Origin of the sequence: Streptococcus sp. 2021WUSS109 (genome assembly GCF_044427305.1) — a bacterium.
GTDB classification, from domain to species: Bacteria; Bacillota; Bacilli; order Lactobacillales; family Streptococcaceae; genus Streptococcus; species Streptococcus suis.
In genome coordinates, this window is record NZ_JAOTGF010000008.1 from 21,718 (window position 1) to 40,672 (window position 18,955).

Here is an 18,955-nt window from a genome sequence, read left to right on the forward strand (position 1 = left end):
CATGAAGAAATATATCAGCCTCTATCTCTATAATATCAAGGTCTACATGATGGCCCAGATGTCCTTTCGGGTGGACTTCTTCATCGGGCTTTTCTCCTCTTTGATTGAACAAATTGTCTACCTGATTTTCCTCAACATCCTCTTTGGAAATATCAAGGAAATCGCTGGTTTCAACTACGGTCAAATGCTTTTTATCTATGGAATAGCGACCGTCGGACGCTCCATTCACTTGATTTTCTTTGACAATCTCTGGATGTTTGGTAGTCGCTACATCCGACAAGGCGAATTTGAACGCCTCCTCCTCATGCCTGTGAACCCACTTTTTCAACTTATCTGTGAACGAATCCAGCCACAAGGAATCGGAACAACCCTCATCGGTACGATTGCACTAGTCCAAGCTTCAAATGAGCTAGGCATGGAATGGAGTCTTGGAAAACTAGCCTTACTAATCTTTATTGCCATTTGTATCGGCCTACTCTATGCAGCCATTCAACTCGGTCCAACCGCTCTAGCATTTTGGATTGTGGAATCATTTCCTTTGACTATGGGAATTTTCGCCCTCAATCAGATGGCTCAATACCCACTCAATATCTATCCAAAAATCATTCAAATCCTGCTGATTTTTGTTTTCCCCTATGCTTTTACAGCCTATTTCCCAGCCCTCTACTTCTTAGACCTGTCTATGTGGGGACTGGCTCTGCCACTGGTTGTCCTAGTCTTATTTACCATCAATTATAAGCTCTTCCGCTATGGTATGACCAAGTTCACCAGTGTTGGAAATTAAAAAAAGCTAGCATTCTCTGGATTGAGAGCACTAGCTTTTTTCTATATACTTATAAAATATAGTTGTTTAGTTTGCTTTTAGTACTAGCTTCAAAGGTTCGGGGAACCTTTGGAGGCTGGAAATAAAGCGAACAACGTTCGCATCAAAAAGTCGCAGGCTGTACTGGAGTACGGCAAAGCGAGTTCAAATCACTCCTGTGGAGTGTTTGAAGTTGGAAATAAGGAAACGACGTTTCCTCGCTCGTCGAAGTAATCAAAGATAAACTAAATGACTATATATTCTTCAATGACCTGAAACACACCAGCTTCCAAATGGCTTGGAGCCAGGTATTTGGCAACCGCCTTGACCTTGTCTGTCGCATTTTCCATGGCATAGGGATACCCAACATAGGACAATAACTCAATATCATTGTCTGAATCACCGAAGGCCATCACCTGTTCAGGTTCGATATCCAAACTGGTCAAAACCTGTTCCAAGCCCCACGCCTTATGAATCCCTTGCGGCAAGATATCAATGGAGCCATAGCCACTAGTCACTGCAACCAGCTGACCTTTAAAAGCCTGGTTAAACTCTTCCGTTATCGATTCTACACGTGCTTCAGGAACCCAGAGACCAACCTTATAAATAGGTTCTAAATTAGGATAGGCACTGAGGTCGTCTAAATAGGTCACACGATTTTGGAAGGCAGCCATTTGAGCTGGTTCTATTGGCAAATCCGTCCCTGCAAATGGCATACCTGCCCCAGCCTGCATATAAATGTTTTCTTCATTCGACAACATCAAACATATATCCGCCCAACGTCCTTTGAAAAAATGCAGTATTGCTTCGACTTCCTCTTGCTGAATAGTCCGACGAATGAGTGTTTTTCCCTGATGATAGATATGGGCACCATTATCAGCCACAAAAATCAGTCGTTGCTCAAATCCTTGGCATAATTGTAGCAATCGCCCAATTCCATTGCCACTAGCGATAACAAAAGGAATCCTTTTCTGATCTAGTTGATCCAAGACCCGTGAAAATCGCTCCCTATCAAAACTCCCCTGGCCATCTAAAAAGGTCCCATCCATATCTGTTGCAATTAATCGAACTGTCATCTTCTCTCTCCTCACCATACCAAATTGACAAAGTCTTTCATTTCTTGATAGGCTGTATCCACACGCGCCTGCGTATCTAGATCCAATTGTCCATAGTATCGACCACCAGCGACCCAGTCTTCCAATACATAGGTCTGATAGCTAAAACGCTCATAACCATCCAGTGAATACGTTCCCTGAGAGATACGATTCACCCAGGTTGGATGCGCTTGGGCAGTTTGAATACTTGTCTGTCCATTCTCTTTCTGAATCCTGATATCCATCAAGACACCCCGCTCGGTCCATTGGGCATTTGGAGTATCTTCCATGCTTTCAATACGCTGATTGGATAGGAAATTGCCCATCGAATAGATAATCAATTTTCTCTGACCATCTTTTTCAATAATCTCTGCAGGCTCGACTACATGCGGATGCCCACCAAGAACGATGTCTGCTCCCCAATCAATCATTTGATGATAGAGACTGGTCTGTTCCTCCGTTGGCTCCAACTGATATTCCACACCCGTCTGAGGCATGACGATGGTAATATCTGCCTCTTTCTCAGCTCGCTCAATCTCTGCCTGCATCTTTTCTTTATCAAAATCCGATAAATAGGCATCATATTCCTCCTGACTCAGCAAAGCCTCCATCCCATTGAAACCGTAAGCATAGGCTAAAACAGCTATACGGATACCATTGACTTCCCGAATGTAGAGTGGTGCAGTTGCCCGATTGCCTTCAGCGTAGACACCGACTGTATCCACACCTGCATCTCTAAATGTATTGACAGTGGAAACCAATCCAAAAAGATGTGAGTCCAAAATATGATTGTGGGCCAAATCCACCAAATCGTAGCCTGCATCATGGATATTGTTGGCGACAATGGCAGGCGCATTAAAAAGTGGGTAACCTGCTAATTCGACATCTGGGGAAATGGTCCCTTCAAAGTCTGCGATAGCGAAATCAGCCTGTTCTATCCAGGGCTTTACGTAGGTAAAATTCTCAGAAAAATCGTAACTTCCATCTGGCTGTTCTGCTCCTCGAAGAATAGGCAAGTGATAGAGTAAATCTCCGTGGGCCATGATGCGAACAGAATTATCTGAGCGCATTGATTCTGATGCCTGATTCAGCCTAGGAACTAGGTGTTCGCTTACAATAATAATCGCCAAGATAATAGTCGCTAAGCCACAAATAAAAAACAAATGCATCTTTGTCCGATAGGACGCATATCGTTTTCTGCGAATAGAGTTCGCCCTTTTCTCCATACCTTTACCCTCATACTCCCTACTTAAGAACCTTTGTTCAAAATACAGTCAGTAATCCCTCAAAAAACTATTTCTTCCATAAAAGTACATCACTTATAAATAGAGGTTCTAATATTAGTATACGACATTTTTACTAAAAAATCTAAATAAAATCAGAATTCCATCTCACAAATATATGTTTCCGACTATGTATTCCATTCCTCAAACGATTATCAGACCGATCTTCACAGACCATTTAAAAAAAGCTAACATTATCCCTTCCTAACTCCCTAAAAGACTATCTGGGAGAACGGTACAATGTTAGCTTCTTTTTATGTCTTCAACAGATGATTTTAATCATCTAAGTGCTGTAGCTTGCCACGAAAATCTTCAATGGTCTCGTAGCCTTTTTCAGACATGATGGCCTGCAATTCAGCCGTAATGCGTTCAAAGGCTACCACACCTTCCTTTTGCAGGGTTGTTCCAACTTGAACCATGCTGGCACCACAGAGAATGTGTTCGAAGGCATCCCGACCTGTCGAGACGCCACCAGTCCCAACAATCTGAATCTCCGGTTTCAAGCGCTGGTAAAAAGCGTGGACATTGGCAAGAGCAGTCGGCTTGATGTACTCTCCACCGATACCACCAAAACCATTTTTAGGCTTGATGACAACTGACTCATCCTTGATATAGAGACCATTTCCAATCGAATTGACACAGTTGACAAACTTCAAAGGAAACTGGTTGAAAATCGCTGCTGCTTGGTCAAAATGCACAATATCGAAATAAGGTGGCAACTTAATACCGAGTGGTTTGGTAAAGTAAGTGAAGACCTCCTGCAAGATGGTTTCTGTCGTTTCAAAATCATAGGCAATCTGCGGTTTTCCAGGGACATTGGGACAAGAAAGATTTAACTCTGTCAGCCCCTTAAAATCACTGGCTTCTACAGTTCTCAAAATCTCGTGAGTCTCATCAGGCGACATTCCAACTAAAGATAAAACAAATGTGCGTTCTGTCTCCGTTTCCTGCAATTCTAGTAGATAATCCAAATAGTAAGCCAAGCCCTGATTTGGCAAGCCCATCGAATTGATAGAACCAAGCGGAACATTCTGATAACGTGGTTCTGGATTACCCGCGCGATAGTCCAAAGTTGCTGTTTTTGTCACAAAAGTACCCGCCTTCGAGTTCTTAACCGCATCCAATTCTTCCTTTGTCATGCACCAAACCCCTGCCGCATTCATCAAACAATTATCAAAGGTAAATCCACCGAGTGTCGTTGCTGTTGAAACCATATTATCCTCCATATTGGGTGTTCTTTCTCGATTATATCATAAGAAACAAACGGATTTCCTTCATTTACTACTAACGTTCGGATTTTGCAATAAAAATTTATTAATTTTTTTAAAATTCTTACATTTTCTTCTTTACATTTAAAAATCATGGTGCTATAATAATTATCAGATAAATTAAATTGTCAGACAATTTAATAAATAAAAAAGAAATCAGGTGATCCCATGTCAAATGCCAAAGCTTACATCCAAGCTTCTTTTGAAGCAGTCAAAGCCCGCAACCCACATGAAACAGAATTCCTCCAAGCTGTAGAAGAGCTCTTCTCTACACTTGAGCCTGTTTTTGAAGCACACCCAGAATACATCGAAGAAAACATCTTGGCCCGTATCGTTGAGCCTGAGCGTATCATCAGCTTCCGTGTTCCATGGACAGATAAAGATGGAAATGTTCAAGTCAACCGTGGCTACCGTGTTCAGTTCAACTCAGCTGTAGGTCCTTACAAAGGCGGTCTTCGCTTCCACCCAACTGTAAACCAATCCATCTTGAAATTCCTCGGTTTTGAGCAAATCTTCAAAAACGTCTTGACTGGACTTCCAATCGGTGGTGGTAAAGGTGGTTCAGACTTTGATCCTAAAGGCAAAACAGACGCTGAAATCATGCGTTTCTGCCAAAGCTTCATGACTGAATTGCAAAAACACATCGGACCTTCACTTGACGTTCCTGCTGGTGACATCGGTGTTGGTGGTCGTGAAATCGGCTATATGTACGGTCAGTACAAACGCCTTCGCCAGTTCGATGCAGGTGTCTTGACTGGTAAGCCTCTTGGTTTCGGTGGTTCATTGATCCGCCCAGAAGCAACTGGTTACGGCTTGGTTTACTTCACTGATAATATGTTGGTTGCTAATGGTAAATCCTTCAAAGACCAAACTGTTCTTATCTCAGGTTCTGGTAACGTCGCTCAATTTGCAGTACAAAAAGCTACTGAACTCGGTGCTAAGGTTATCTCTGTTTCAGACTCAAATGGTTATATCATTGATGAAACAGGTATCGACTTCGACCTTCTCTGCGAAATTAAGAACAACCGTCGCGCTCGTTTGACAGAATACGCTGCAGAAAAAGCTACTGCTAAATACTTCGAAGGTTCTGTATGGAACTACGATGGTAAGGCTGACATCGCCCTTCCATGTGCCACTCAAAACGAAATCAACGGTGAGCAAGCTGCTGCCCTTGTGAAAAACGGCGTTTACTGTGTGGCTGAAGGTGCCAACATGCCATCAGACCTTGACGCTATCAAAGTCTACAAAGAAAACGGCGTTCTTTACGGTCTTGCTAAAGCAGCAAACGCTGGTGGTGTAGCTGTGTCTGCCCTTGAAATGAGCCAAAACAGCCTTCGTCTTTCATGGACTCGTGAAGAAGTAGACGGCCGTCTCAAAGATATCATGGCCAACATCTTCAATACAGCCAAAGAAACTGCTGAAAAATATAACCTTGGTACAGACTACCTTGCAGGTGCTAACATTGCAGCCTTCGAGCAAGTTGCGGATGCAATGATTGCTCAAGGATTAGTGTAAGAAAACTTTTAGCATTCCATACTATAGTAAAAAAACTCCCAAATTGACGTGCCAATTTTGGGGGTGTTTTTCGTTAAAAAAAGAGGAGAACAGTGGATAAACATGTTCTCCTTTTTAAAATGTAAAAATAACAGATAGGTCGATTATCAAGCCGAACAATCTGAACCAAGGAGTGTTATAAACCCGCAAAATTGTGCAGTATTTAAAACTTTTTCTACAGCGATTAGATACCTTCTGCGACTAATTCCGTCCACATGGCATCTTCGTAGGTAAAACCAAAGTTTGTTTCATTATCTATACCGTAGATAAGTTTTACTTGTACTTTCTCTCCTGGCTTCAACTTTTCGACTAGATTCACATCGTAGGTCCGTAAATCCAGGGAAAAGGGAATCTGACTAACCGGATCAATGAGACTGAAATAGTATTCATCAAAATAGAGCTCTTTTGCGGTCGAATTTTCAACTTCCATTTCAACAACATAAGCTGTGCTGTAGTAGCTATCTACTAGTTCTATGCTATCATCTTTCCCCATAGATGTTACTGTTACATGAAGACCGTTAGAAAAATCAACTGAGTCACCAACTTGATACTCCGTGTATTCTACAGTCTCATCAATGTACCCGTCACTACCTGTATCCCAATTATCAAAATTTGCTGAGCTTAGGCCAATCATAAAAATAAAACAGGTTACTCCTAAGATGAAGGAGAGGACTGCACCAGCAATGGTCGTCCAAAAGAGAGGCTGTTTGTGCAAGGGTTTCTTCTTATAGTACATCTGCCCATTTTCAACGACAAAATCTTTTGTTTGCATAATAAACTCCTTATTTTAAAACAGTTGGTCCACTTGAAGGTAAATCTATTCCTGCTTGACGCAGAGCATCTTGATAAAAACCAAAGAATTGATGATAGATCTTGTTCTGTTGACCGTTGGCTACGAAAAGATTAACACGAAATACAAACTGTCCCGAAATAGCGTTTTGGGGACCTAATACAGTCACACCTGTAATCTGGTCAAAATTGCTGATTTCTCTCAAATTGACCTCTTCTATTACACGATAGACTTGTTCCAAATCGGTATTAAATTTGAGCGGAATATCGATTTGAGCACGCATGTCCCCTCTTGACTGATTGGACACCACTAGAATGTTGCGATTGGGAATAAAATGCAATGTCCCATCTGCATCACGTACTTGTGTTGTTCGGATTCCCATGCTAACGATGGTTCCTGAAATGGTAATGGGCCCGTTGGTTAACTTAACCACATCTCCGACGTCAAACTGTCGTTCAATTAAGATAAAGAATCCATTGACCAAGTCTGAGAGAAAACCTTGTGCGCCCAGCCCAACAGCTACCCCAGCAATCCCGGCTCCTGCAAGAAGACTGGATACCGGTAAACCGAGGATACTCAGAATACAGTAGATAAGGATAAAGTAGAGTAGGTAATTTAGGATGCTTTCCACCAGACGACTGATGGTCTTCTGACGACCAATGTCTTGTGTAGACACCTTTAGAGAGGGAACCAAAACCTTTTTCACAGAAGCTTTGGCTATCTTCTTGATAATGTAAAATGCAACAAAGAGTAAAACAAGCGATAAAACCTTATTTAGACCTGCTGTCACAATGGCCTCAATATTAAATTGAGACAAATACTTGGTAATAAAATCATTCATGAGATAATTATAGCAGAAAACATCCTAAAAGAGCAAAAAGGCTGGGCAAAAAGTCCAAAGCCATTTCTCAGAGTTCGTCTTCTCACTCCCTTATCTTATTTCTTCTTTGCAAAATACTGGCGTGTCTCCTTGATGATAACAGGAGAGAGAGCAAGTAAGGCAATCAAGTTTGGTAGGGCCATGAGACCATTTACAATATCTGCAATGGTCCAAATCAAGTCTAGTTTGAGGAAGCCACCAAGAGCTACCATTGCCACAAATAACAGACGATAAGGCAAGATGGATTTGGTACCGAATAGAAACTCGATACAGCGTTCACCATAGTAAGACCATCCGAGAATAGTTGTAAAAGCAAAAAGTACCAAACTAATCGTCAAGGCAATAGAGCCTGCATTGCCAAAAACTGTTGCAAAAGCTGCCTGTGTCAGTGGTGCCCCTTCAAGTCCTTCTACTGTCCACTGACCAGTCACCAAAATTGACAAACCAGTTAAACTACAGATAATTAATGTATCAATAAATGTCCCTGTCATAGAAATCAAGCCCTGCTCAACAGGATTATCCGATTTGGCTGCTGCAGCTGCGATAGGCGCCGAACCTAGACCAGATTCATTTGAAAACACTCCACGCGCAATACCACGTTGGATTGCTTCTTTTACAGTTGCCCCTACAAAGCCACCTACTGCTGCTGCAGGTGAGAAGGCAGATTTCAGAACCAAACCAAGTGTCGGCAACAGCTCATTCCAGTGAACTACCAAGACTATCAAACTTGCCAAAATGTATAAAATCGCCATGAAAGGAACGATTTTGGTCGAAACATCCGAGATTTTTTCAATTCCCCCAAAGATAAAGAAAGCAATTGAAATGGCTGTCACAATGCTGACCAACTGGGGAGCTAATCCAAAACTCGAAGACATGGAAGATGCAATCGAATTAACCTGTGAAAATGTCCCCATTCCCAAAAGCGCTACGAGGACACCTGAGACAGCAAAGAAAACAGCCAAGGTTTTCCACTTCTGTCCCATCCCCAAGGTGATATAGTGCATAGGCCCACCTGCTGCTTGACCATTGGCATCCTTTGTACGGTATTTAATGGCTAAAAATCCTTCCGCATACTTGGTTGCTATCCCAAAAAAGGCCGCTACCCACATCCAGAAAAGAGCCCCTGGCCCACCTGTCGTAATGGCGGTTGCCACTCCGACAATATTTCCCGTACCAACTGTCGCTGCCAAAGCTGTACAAAGAGCCGCAAAGCTAGACACATCTCCCTGACCAGACTGGTCACTAGAGAAAATCAGACGAAAGGCGGTTGGTAATTTGCTAACTTGAAACATCCCTAAACGGAGTGTAAAGTAAACACCTGTACCGACCAAAAGTATTAAGAGAGGCGGTCCCCAAACAAGATTGTTGATAGCCTTAAATAGTTCTAACATAGTTCCTCCTAAGCGTTTCTAATCCGATAAAGCTGCCGGAAAAACAAAAAGAGGCTGAACTCTTCAACCTCTAGAATCAACGTGAAAAATACAGAAAAAGCCTATTTTTCAACGCTCTGTCCTTTTACCTGAGAGTTTCAGTAACTCTACTTTTCCAAGCAGAACTACCTTGCCCCTTCGGTGCCAAAATGGTCTCTCCAGAGTTCCGTCCATTGAACAGTCAGTTTCCCTTCTACCCAATATCAACCGGTTATTCAGTTTTATCTAGTTTTATTTTAATCTAATTTCACGAAAAAATCAAGAATATTTTCTGATACTCAATGAAAATCAAAAGTAGCCTAGGAAACGAAGCCGAAGATAGAACTCTGCTACTGTCTTGTTTCAAGGTAACAGGCTGAAAAGCTCCACCGGAGCTTTTCACTCATCAAGGCTCTTGACAACGGATAATTTTGATTTTCAAAGAGTATGAATTTTTACAAGTCTTCCATTTTTATGATAAGGTCTGCTCGCTCCCAAATCAAAGGATTATGGGTCGCAATCACAATTAGCCGATCTGGGCTCTTCAAGGATAACAAAATATCCATAATTTCTTGGGAGCTCTTAGGATCCAAGGCAGCCGTCGGCTCATCTGCTAAAATCAATGGAGGATTTTTCAGGATGACTTTAGCAAGAGCTACCCGCTGAGCTTCCCCTCCTGAGAGTTCATAGATAGGCTGGGACAGGTCCAGATAAGACAGACCAACTGCATCAAGTGCCGCTTCCTGCCTCGATTTCCTTTCGTCTTTGGACAATTTCTGACCAATCAGTCCCAAATCCAGATTTTCTCTGATTGTCTGACTTTCTAAAAGACCAAAATTCTGAAAGAGATAGCCTAATTCCTCCCTAAAAAAGAGATGGGGCTTCAACTTTTTCAAATCCTTCCCCTTGTAGAGAATGTTACCTGCATCATAGGACTCCAACTTGGCTAAAATATTCAGCAAGGTCGTTTTTCCGCTACCACTGGCACCTATCAAGGCATAGACCTTTCCAGCCTGCAAGTCTAGCGTTACATCAGAAAACAAGCTACGTTGCCCAAATTTCTTTTGAATTGATTGGATAGAAAACATACTAGGCTCCTTTCAAAATACGGATATTCCAAGCTACGTCTCTCCTCGCCTGCCACCTCAATAAACAGAGGGCATTAACCATAAACAAGGCAAAACTGATACTACTTATGAAAATGTGACCTGTCACTACCATGCTTGCTCCAAGAGCCAACAAGAGGGAAAGCAGTTGGAACGTTAGGTATTTCTTATGGATTCCCAAGAAATCCATCCCTGCAATTTCTTTGATAAAAATATCACGTTTAAACTCTTCGAAGTATAATAGATTCATGGTATTAAACAGGACAATTGATGTCACAATCCCTAAAATGGCACCCATAGATGTTGAAACGGTCTCTATCCGAATACGATCTAATAGTTCTTGAAATAGGGAGGAACTACTTCTCACTTCATTAACAAACTGAAACAGATTTCTTGCCTTCAATTCGCGCAAAAGTTTATCTCTGTTTTTAAATAAAATACTGCTATCTACTTCATTCAACCAAAAATCAGCAGATTCCTCTCCCAGACTTGACGGTGCCAGCACAACTAAAATAGGGTCTTTCAAATATTGCACATGCTGACCAGAACGATGATTGTAGATAAATTGCTTCTGCCCATCTTTTAAATAGGCAACTTTTCCCTTGATGGTAGCTGAGCTTGCTTGATTGGCAGGTCTTACCATACGATTGATATAGTCTTGGTAAAGATGGAGATACGTATCGCTTTCAGGGCGCAATTTTTCAGGTAAGAGAAGCTGAAATTCTCCTTCTTGTAGAGAAGGTAATGCTTCGTCCGACAAGTCTACATCCTGTATCTGCAAATAATTTAGACTAACGTAGAGGGTGTTTCCAGCTGGATGGTAGCTGTCAAGGCGTGTCCCATCTTCCAGTTGGGAGCCCATTAAATAGGCATTCAAATTACTTTTGACAAAGAGCGCGCCGTCTTCCTCCAAAGCTTGCTTTAGTAAAGGATACCAATTTTCAGACGAATTTAGTCCTGAGCGACCATCCGCAGAAATATTCCAAGCTAAACTATAATAATCCCCTTCATTCTCCCACTGCTGGGCACCTACTTGGTATTCCTGCCAAATCCCTGAATAATAGACGGTTTGAGCCACCCCAAATGACACCACCAGTAGAGCCAGCATTTGTCCCATAACCATAATGGTCAGGATCCCTTGCAGGGGCATCTTCCCTTTTAACAAGGGTAAAAAGTGATAGGTTCGAATGGCCAAGGTAAATGTAGCAGCGAAAAAAAGGACAATCAAACCAAGTAAGAAATGATAGCCCACTAGAGCTGCGACCAGATAGTAGACAGAATAGCCATCTAATCCAATGAGACAGGCCAGTCCAACTGTTGGAAGAACCGCAAATGGGATAGTTAGAGCTATCTCTTTCGCATTTTCCTGTAGAGATAGTAGAAATAAATGCCAACGTGAATCTCCTGCAATCAAACGGATACCTGCTGTACGCAACTGCCTTACATTGGCAATCACGACCAAAGCCATATAGGTAATAAGAAAGACCAGTACGGCTAAGAATTGACCACCTTGTGTCAGAAATGCTAGTAAAGTAGCAATAGTCGAAGGCTTCCGAATCTGAACTTCATCAAATCCAAGCGAAACAAGAAGAGACCGAAGCTCCTCTACCGTCGCTTTCCCTTGGAAAATAAAATATTTGGTTAAAAGTGTAGACTCCACCTTTTCTGATGCCTGAAATTCCTCCAGCCCTCTTGGTAGGGAAGACTGACTAAAATTATCATAAGAAAAGGTACGTCCACCTGATGTACTTGGCTCAATCACTCGTCTGGCAATGACACTATCCGTCTGTTGAGAATATTCCTCTAATCGCTGTCGTACATCTGAGTAAGTCACGTCCTCAGATACTGACAAGGCGGTCACAGAAGGGTAATAATGAACTAGCATAGTCTCCTTTTGGCTGCCCCCCAACCAGATCATAAAGACGGCTAGAATGATCGTCGATACAAGTACAAATTTTCCTTTCATTCTAACTTCACCTCATTAACTATCTGCCATTTAATACACTCAACTGGATTTTTTCTTCCCTTTTCGCTTGATTATTCAGTAACATCCAACTATTCATCAACAAAGCCACAACTACTCCTAGGCTAACAATAACTGACTTTGTCATAAACATTGCCAAACCCATCCCAATAAGAGCGGAGCCGACTTGTTCTCCTAGATAAGAACCATGCAATTCGATAAAACGCATCCCTGCTATCCGCTTGATAGCTATTTCTCTTTTGAAGGTCTCAAAGTATAGAAGATTCATCGTATTGAACAATAGTATGGAAGTGAATATTCCAAGGATTGTCGGAGATAGGGTCATAAGAATTTCAAGTTGAACATTTTTTCTCAGGGTGTTGTAATGTTGCTTGCTAGATAACAAGCTACCTATTGTGTTTTGTAAATTGTATTTGTCCAACAGTTGTTCCAGCATCTCTTTATCTTTGAAAAATACAAAATCTGGTAACGCATTTTCCCAAAAATAGGACGTTTCTTCAAAACTTTCAGGTGATAGAACAACAATCAACGGAGCCTGTAAAAATTGCTCATAATTTATCGGGGTATGATTGTAAATGAACCATCGCTTCTCATCGGAAATGTAATAAACGTTTGAATGCAAACTTAGGGATCTTTCTCCATCCGCAAGCAATTTTCCTACCATGTCCTCAAAATACGCTTGGTAAACACTCGCATCATTTTGCAAACTCTTTGGTAATAATAATGCAATTTCTCCTTTACCTAATTGCTTTATCTCTTCCAGCTGATTGAAATCGTACAGGCCACCTTCTGATTGTATATAATTCGGCGTCACATAAAGTACCCTTTCTAGAGGAATTTCCTTGCTGGATTCAATGATGGTATGTTCTTTTATTGTGTTATGCCGTAAATGGTGCTGGACTAACATTACATTATTTTTCGCATATGATTCTAAAATTACATGAGACCAAGCCATTCTTTGTTGCTGGGCCATCGCTTCATCAGCTATGAATGCTTCACGATTCAAAGACAGACTAAAAACATCTTGTCTTTCTTGCCAAGCCTTTTCTCCTATCGTTAGTGTATGGAGAACTCCAACATATGTCAACGTTCGACTAGCACCAATAGAGATGATGCAAACCGCTAAACACTGACCTACTAGTAAAATAGCAAAAATCGCCTTGAGAGGCAAAGCTCCCTTAATTAGCTTTTGTAACTGAGAAATGTTTAATGCAATCATGAATCCAATACTTGTCGATAAAGATAGGAAAAAAAGCAAACAAGCATAAAAGGCGATACCGATTGCTACAAAACGATAATATACCATTGGCCAACCCAAAATTAAAATAGCAATTAATCCAAAAACAAGCGCTCCTCCTGTAGCCAATGCTATATCTCTTCCATCCACTCTTAAAAAACGACTAGCAATCTGCCAACTCCTCACCCCTGAAAGCATCTCTATACCTGCCGACCGCAAGTAGACAATCTGCCCAACTACTGTCAATGCAAGATTGGTGAGTATAAAGATAATAAGGCCTAAGCTCGGAGCTCCTCTACCAAAAAATAGACTTAGACTGTTTAATAGGGTCGGTCTATAAATATAGCTATCCACCAATCCTAGTGACTGTAAGACATTTTCTACCGCTTTGATGTCCAGATTCCCTTTTACAACATAGTAATTTTCAGCTAAGTTGGCCTGACTAGCTACTAACCTATCCGCTTTGACCAAGCCCTGCGGAAGCTCCCCCTTCCCAAAAACATCATAACTGGTAGTAGTTCGCCCACTATCATCTGTTTCTGTTATTGTCTTAGCAATTAGACTATTTTCCTTTTTAGCTAAATTTGTCAGGGCATCCGACACTTCTTCATAGGTCACTTCTTCCCCTCGACTTAATATGGAAACCGATGGATAGTAATGATAAATTAAAGAATCGAGTTGCAGACTCACTAACCACATACAGAAGAGACAGACGCTAAAAGTAGATAAATAAGTAAATACTTTTTTCATAACGAACCCCATTTGCACAAAAAGGAGGTGGACTCCACCACCCCCCTATCATTAGAACCCGTAACCAAAATCAACATGTTCTCCAAAGTTTATTGTATCACTTCGCTATTATCTCTATCTTAACATATAAACAAAACAAAAACAAGGTTGCTTGCATTCTTACCATGCCATACGCATGAAGAAAATGCGTATACCCATTTCCTAGACATCTGCATTTTAAAAGCGCTTTCACGAAACCAATACTTCAACCAGGATCGTCTTTCATTTCCAAAGCTATAAACAGTTTTCTACCAAAAACGGATGCCAACAGCGAGAAAATAGTTTTGAAAACGAAATTTTCTTTATACGCTTGTTATGCGTAACTTATATCTCAGCTTAACTTTGTGTGATTGTATCATACAAGCTGCTGTGTTTATCCACGGCTTCTTCAATCCCTGTACGTACACTCCCTTTGATACTGGTTTCCAACCGTCCTCTCATCGTTTGAATCGTTTGCTTCGTTTCGCTGGCTATCTTCTGAATGTCTGTCTTCCCTGTTCTTTTTATAGTGTCGCGTTTATCCAACAAGACTCTAGCCTGCATTACTATGCGATAGCGCTCTATTTTCCGCCGTAGTTCTCGGAAAGAGAAATCAGGATCTATATCGGTATAGTAATCATTCAAGTCCATTTGAATAGTCCCTCCTTAATTGGCTAATAGTGTCTTCTAAGCGGTAGAGGTCTGTCCGATATTGCTGGGACAGCCTCTCCTCCCGTTGAAACAGTTGATCCATCTCTTGACTGTACTGATAAAAGGATTCTTCTTGTAATTGATCCAACTCTTGAAAAAAGGACAAGGCCGCATCATAATCCAAGGAATGACGACTGAGAAAGCAGCGCATCTCTTCCTGTTCTCTTTCTATCAAGAGTTTTAAAGCATTCTGACGCTGTTCTAGGTCTTCTTGACGTGCTTCAATCTTATTTTTCTCTTGGTTATAGTCATCCTCCAGATCAAATAATTCTTGCTCTCGCTTACGGATTCTTTCCCATATTACATCTGATTCCATTTCTCAAAATCTCCTGCTAGTCTCTTATCTGTTTCCAGCATTATGTTGATTGCTTGAATAATTTGAGTGTCCAAGACGGTGAACTTTTCTGTAGCTATCTCTGCCCTCTGCCGATATATATCCATAGTCTCTTCAATCTCTCCGACAATGGTTTCCTGACTAACACCATACTCTGAGAAAAGGGCACAAACTTCCCAATAGCTGAGAGCTGAATAGGAATGAAAATCAATCGAATTCCACAACTCCTCTGCTTGGTGTACATAGTCATCGCAATGGGCAAAAATACTCATTTGCCCTGCATCTGCAACACTAACAATCCCTGCTGAGATGGTTCTGGCCTGCTCACTGTCCAAAAAAATCTCCTCACTACGACTTAGGCCACCTTTAGATAAGGCTGTTTTCTGCTTTTTCCAGCGTTTCATAGCCAAACGAGTATCTTCCAAAGGAGCACCAGTAAAGGTTGATACCACCTGACCGTTGGCATCAATCAGCTGACCATATTTGTTAAACTTCCAAGCATTTAGCATGTGATCAGCTATAGCATCCCCTGGGATATTCTTCACCGCTGGATAAATAGCTGATTTCGTCTTATTTCCCGTAATATCTCCAAGGAAGTCATACTTATTTCGATAGTTACGAAACTGTGCTCTATGCTGCTGCATATACTCTATTTCATCTTCTGAAATCATATTGTGAATGTCGGGACCGTTAAAGGTAATAGCAGGAAGATCTTTCTTCAAAGCAACATACATCGCCAGAGAGCCTCCTAACGAATGCCCTGTGATTGTGATGGTTGCATCGGGATAGCGTTGTACTATCTGATCTGCAAAAGCTACCGCAGTTATAGACTGAGATATATAGGGGACATTCTGACCGGGAACGGTAAAAGTAGCCGTATTCCCTCCGCCTATCATAGAAATATCTGTTGCCCAATCTTTAATGTCGCCATCATTAGTCCCTGCGTAGGCAATAACGACTTGGGTAGTGTCTGGAATCGGTTTGTTTTCAGCATCGTAACCCTTAATCGGAGCAACCGCCATGGCCTGCATACCGTTGATCATATCTTGGGGCTGGGAGAGGATGACGAATTTATCGTCACCTACACTTGCACCTTGAACAGGAGGGTCATCGACTTTCTTTAGGGCATCGACACCGTACACATCCTCTGCTAACCATCGATAATCTTGATCTGTTACCATAATTCATCCCCCTCAAGGTAAATCACTTCAACATGACCAATATTTGAAATATCTGTCTGTACCGCCTTTTTAATCAAGTGACCACCTGTAATTTTAGATCCACTTTGGTTCATTCCCAAGTCCCCAGCAAATCCAAAAGCTTTAAAAGTTACTAGGTATTCATTATTTATTGTAGCACCTGCAGACCAAACACCCGTCATCTTATTTTCTTCAAAACTGGTAAACTCGATCTTCTCAATCTCCTCATAGCGATTAACGGCATATAAGACCATACGCTCTTGTTCATTACGGATTTGAGCCTGCAACTTTTCTTCCTCACTCATGCGATGAAAACTAAACATCATCATTCCTCCTATTGCGATACAAATGGCGCCCATAACAAGTATGAGGCGGGTATATTTCTTGGACATCTGAAACCTCCTTATGTTGATTATACTATAAATACTCGGTATTTACACTAGAATCAAGATAAGAAAACTATCTTATACTAGGCAATAACGACTTGGGAAGTATCTGGAATCGGTTTGTTGTCAGTGTCGTAACCCTTGATCGGAGCAACCGCCATGGCCTGCATACCGTTGCCCGCATCAACAGGTGGCTCGATGATGATAAAACTACCATTTACAACTGGAGTATCTTGTATTAGTGGAGTTTTAGGTGCCTTTAATAGGTCTACATCATAAACCACTTTAGAAATATCTCTATAATCTTTATCCGATATCATGGCAACTCCTTATAGTATTTTACTTGTATATTACTAATTTCTGTTACTGTGGTTGCTACTTTAGGAACTAAGTAATCACCTGTTTGAGATTTTCCACCATTTATTGTAATATCATCTTCTCCCCAAGATACAAAAGTAACATGGAATTTGTCATTTATAATTGCATCACTATCCCATGTCCCTGTCTTATTATCCTTTTCAAAATTTACAAACTCTATCTTCTCAATCCCTTCATAGTGATTGACGGCGTACAAAACCATCCGCTCTTGTTCCTTTCGGATTTGAGCCTGCAATTTTTCTTCCTCACTCATACGGTGAAAACTAAACATTATCATTCCTCCTATTGCGATACAAATGGCACTCATAACCAGTATGAGGCGGGGACATTTTTTGGACATATAAAACCTCCTTAAGTTGATTATACTATAAATACTCGGTATTTACACTAGAATCAGGATAAGGAAAACTGGCAATAACGACTTGGGAAGTATCTGGGATCGGTTTGTTGTCAGAGTCATAGCCCTTAATCGGAGCAACCGCCATGGCCTGCATACCGTTGCCCGCATCAACGGGTGGCTCGATGATGACATACTGCCCTTGTCCTGCTCTACCGCCTTGTTTTAAAGTGTCATCTGTTTTCAACGGATCTACTTTATATACATCATCTGCAATCCAGCGATAATCCTGATCTGTTATCATTAGTTATCCCCCTTAAAATAGATTACCTCAATGTGATTTGGATTTGAAATGGTTGTCGGCTTGTCTTTAATTCGTAAATACAAACCTGTTTTGTCTGAAGGACCATCATTCATCGACAAATCTCCATCAAATCCCATTGCTGTTATCGTAACTTTATAATCATCATTTAATATAGCACCTGCATACCAAGCACCTGTCATCCTATTTTCTCTAAAACTGGTAAACTCGATCTTCTCAATCCCTTCATAGTGATTGACGGCATACAAGACCATACGCTCCTGTTCCTTACGGATTTGAGCCTGCAACTTCTCTTCCTCACTCATGCGATGAAAACTAAACATTATCATTCCTCCTATTGCGATACAAATGGCACTCATAACCAGTATGAGGCGGGGACGTTTTTGGGACATATAAAACCTCCTTATGTTGATTATACTATAAATACTCGGTATTTACACTAGAATCAGGATAAGGAAAACTGGCAATAACGACTTGGGAAGTGTCTGGAATCGGTTTGTTTTCAGCATCGTAACCCTTAATCGGAGCAACCGCTATGGCCTGCATACCGTTGATCATATCTTGAGGCTGGGAGAGGATGACGAATTTTTTATCAGCTACCACTTCCCCCTCAATCGGCGGAGTAGGTGAATCCTTAAGTGAGTCAACCTCATAGACATCTTCAGATATGTTCCTATAATCTTTATCAGTTATCATTTATCTCTCCATATATAATTTCAACCCCAGAAAGCCTATCAACAGTTGTTTTTTCCTCTTTAAGTTTCAAATACTTCCCCATTTCTGATGGTCCATAATTCATATATAAATCACCATCAAAACCATATAACTTAAATAAAACTCGATACTCATTATTTATTGTAGCACCTGCAGACCAAACACCCGTCATCTTATTTTCTTCAAAACTGGTAAATTCTATCTTCTCAATCCCCTCATAGTGATTGACGGCATACAAGACCATACGCTCTTGTTCATTACGGATTTGAGCCTGCAACTTTTCTTCCTCACTCATGCGGTGAAAATTAAACATCATCATTCCTCCTATTGACAGGAACAACAAACTGGTGAATAAAACTAGTCGTTTTTTGCATACAAACATAAAAATCCTCCTAATAT

General features: G+C 41.2%; 21 protein-coding genes and 1 riboswitch. Of the genes, 2 read left to right on the forward strand and 19 right to left on the reverse strand.

Features of this window, described 5'->3' with window-relative positions:
• Position 1 precedes the first annotated feature (1 nt).
• Positions 2–784, forward strand: a complete 783-nt coding sequence (locus ODU37_RS04275; protein ID WP_002937541.1) for an ABC transporter permease — start codon at positions 2–4, stop codon at positions 782–784.
• Between the two features lie 263 nt (positions 785–1,047).
• On the opposite strand, the gene ODU37_RS04280 is transcribed toward ODU37_RS04275, so the two are convergent.
• The 3 genes from ODU37_RS04280 to ODU37_RS04290 all read right to left on the reverse strand — a co-directional run bounded on the left by ODU37_RS04280 (position 1,048) and on the right by ODU37_RS04290 (position 4,393).
• Positions 1,048–1,878, reverse strand: a complete 831-nt coding sequence (locus ODU37_RS04280; RefSeq protein ID WP_105105755.1) for a Cof-type HAD-IIB family hydrolase — start codon at positions 1,876–1,878, stop codon at positions 1,048–1,050.
• Positions 1,879–1,889: 11 nt separating this feature from the next.
• A complete protein-coding gene (locus ODU37_RS04285) occupies positions 1,890–3,122 on the reverse strand; it encodes a CapA family protein (RefSeq protein WP_105105754.1) in 1,233 nt (410 codons plus the stop codon).
• 332 nt (positions 3,123–3,454) lie between these two features.
• Positions 3,455–4,393 (reverse strand): dihydroorotate oxidase, encoded by a 939-nt coding sequence (locus tag ODU37_RS04290; RefSeq protein ID WP_105105753.1) that lies wholly within the window; start codon positions 4,391–4,393, stop codon positions 3,455–3,457.
• Between the two features lie 222 nt (positions 4,394–4,615).
• Here ODU37_RS04290 and gdhA point away from each other — a divergent pair, with 222 nt between their 5' ends.
• Positions 4,616–5,962, forward strand: coding sequence for an NADP-specific glutamate dehydrogenase (gdhA, locus tag ODU37_RS04295; protein ID WP_105153239.1), 1,347 nt, complete (start codon positions 4,616–4,618; stop codon positions 5,960–5,962).
• 223 nt (positions 5,963–6,185) lie between these two features.
• Here gdhA and ODU37_RS04300 read toward each other — a convergent pair whose 3' ends face one another.
• From ODU37_RS04300 to ODU37_RS04375, 16 genes are all read right to left on the reverse strand, one after another.
• On the reverse strand, positions 6,186–6,773 hold the full coding sequence (locus ODU37_RS04300) for a DUF4352 domain-containing protein (RefSeq protein ID WP_053866877.1): 588 nt from the start codon (positions 6,771–6,773) through the stop codon (positions 6,186–6,188).
• A 10-nt stretch (positions 6,774–6,783) separates the two neighbouring features.
• Complete coding sequence (locus tag ODU37_RS04305) at positions 6,784–7,632, reverse strand: mechanosensitive ion channel family protein (RefSeq protein ID WP_002937530.1); 849 nt, start codon at positions 7,630–7,632, stop codon at positions 6,784–6,786.
• A 95-nt stretch (positions 7,633–7,727) separates the two neighbouring features.
• Complete coding sequence (locus ODU37_RS04310) at positions 7,728–9,062, reverse strand: sodium:alanine symporter family protein (protein WP_053866876.1); 1,335 nt, start codon at positions 9,060–9,062, stop codon at positions 7,728–7,730.
• A 106-nt stretch (positions 9,063–9,168) separates the two neighbouring features.
• A riboswitch (glycine riboswitch) is annotated at positions 9,169–9,273 on the reverse strand.
• A 262-nt stretch (positions 9,274–9,535) separates the two neighbouring features.
• On the reverse strand, positions 9,536–10,168 hold the full coding sequence (locus tag ODU37_RS04315) for an ABC transporter ATP-binding protein (RefSeq protein WP_105105751.1): 633 nt from the start codon (positions 10,166–10,168) through the stop codon (positions 9,536–9,538).
• A gap of 1 nt (position 10,169) precedes the next feature.
• Positions 10,170–12,152, reverse strand: a complete 1,983-nt coding sequence (locus tag ODU37_RS04320; RefSeq protein ID WP_249562425.1) for a DUF1430 domain-containing protein — start codon at positions 12,150–12,152, stop codon at positions 10,170–10,172.
• Between the two features lie 19 nt (positions 12,153–12,171).
• A complete protein-coding gene (locus ODU37_RS04325; RefSeq protein ID WP_249562424.1) occupies positions 12,172–14,157 on the reverse strand; it encodes a DUF1430 domain-containing protein in 1,986 nt (661 codons plus the stop codon).
• A 375-nt stretch (positions 14,158–14,532) separates the two neighbouring features.
• Positions 14,533–14,826, reverse strand: a complete 294-nt coding sequence (locus ODU37_RS04330) for a hypothetical protein (protein WP_002935900.1) — start codon at positions 14,824–14,826, stop codon at positions 14,533–14,535.
• Positions 14,813–15,202 carry a hypothetical protein gene (locus tag ODU37_RS04335; protein WP_024383128.1) on the reverse strand — a complete coding sequence of 130 codons (390 nt, stop codon included), beginning with the start codon at positions 15,200–15,202 and terminating at the stop codon, positions 14,813–14,815. The genes ODU37_RS04330 and ODU37_RS04335 overlap by 14 nt, the downstream gene beginning before the upstream one ends.
• Positions 15,187–16,401: an Mbeg1-like protein gene (locus ODU37_RS04340; protein ID WP_105158661.1), complete on the reverse strand. Its 1,215-nt coding sequence runs from the start codon at positions 16,399–16,401 to the stop codon at positions 15,187–15,189. Before ODU37_RS04340 ends, ODU37_RS04335 begins: the two co-directional genes overlap by 16 nt.
• Positions 16,395–16,811: a hypothetical protein gene (locus ODU37_RS04345; protein ID WP_192872538.1), complete on the reverse strand. Its 417-nt coding sequence runs from the start codon at positions 16,809–16,811 to the stop codon at positions 16,395–16,397. The genes ODU37_RS04340 and ODU37_RS04345 overlap by 7 nt, the downstream gene beginning before the upstream one ends.
• A 77-nt stretch (positions 16,812–16,888) precedes the next feature.
• Positions 16,889–17,125 carry a hypothetical protein gene (locus ODU37_RS04350; RefSeq protein WP_024411405.1) on the reverse strand — a complete coding sequence of 79 codons (237 nt, stop codon included), beginning with the start codon at positions 17,123–17,125 and terminating at the stop codon, positions 16,889–16,891.
• Positions 17,122–17,523, reverse strand: coding sequence for a hypothetical protein (locus tag ODU37_RS04355; RefSeq protein WP_014636783.1), 402 nt, complete (start codon positions 17,521–17,523; stop codon positions 17,122–17,124). Before ODU37_RS04355 ends, ODU37_RS04350 begins: the two co-directional genes overlap by 4 nt.
• Before the next feature lie 25 nt (positions 17,524–17,548).
• Positions 17,549–17,824, reverse strand: a complete 276-nt coding sequence (locus ODU37_RS04360) for a hypothetical protein (RefSeq protein WP_002935908.1) — start codon at positions 17,822–17,824, stop codon at positions 17,549–17,551.
• Positions 17,824–18,234: a hypothetical protein gene (locus tag ODU37_RS04365; RefSeq protein WP_105158662.1), complete on the reverse strand. Its 411-nt coding sequence runs from the start codon at positions 18,232–18,234 to the stop codon at positions 17,824–17,826. The genes ODU37_RS04360 and ODU37_RS04365 overlap by 1 nt, the downstream gene beginning before the upstream one ends.
• Positions 18,235–18,259: 25 nt before the next feature.
• The gene (locus ODU37_RS04370) at positions 18,260–18,538 is read right to left on the reverse strand and encodes a hypothetical protein (RefSeq protein ID WP_024393332.1); all 279 of its coding nucleotides are present in this window, start codon (positions 18,536–18,538) and stop codon (positions 18,260–18,262) included.
• A complete protein-coding gene (locus ODU37_RS04375) occupies positions 18,528–18,872 on the reverse strand; it encodes a hypothetical protein (protein WP_172038401.1) in 345 nt (114 codons plus the stop codon). Before ODU37_RS04375 ends, ODU37_RS04370 begins: the two co-directional genes overlap by 11 nt.
• Positions 18,873–18,955: the final 83 nt, after the last annotated feature.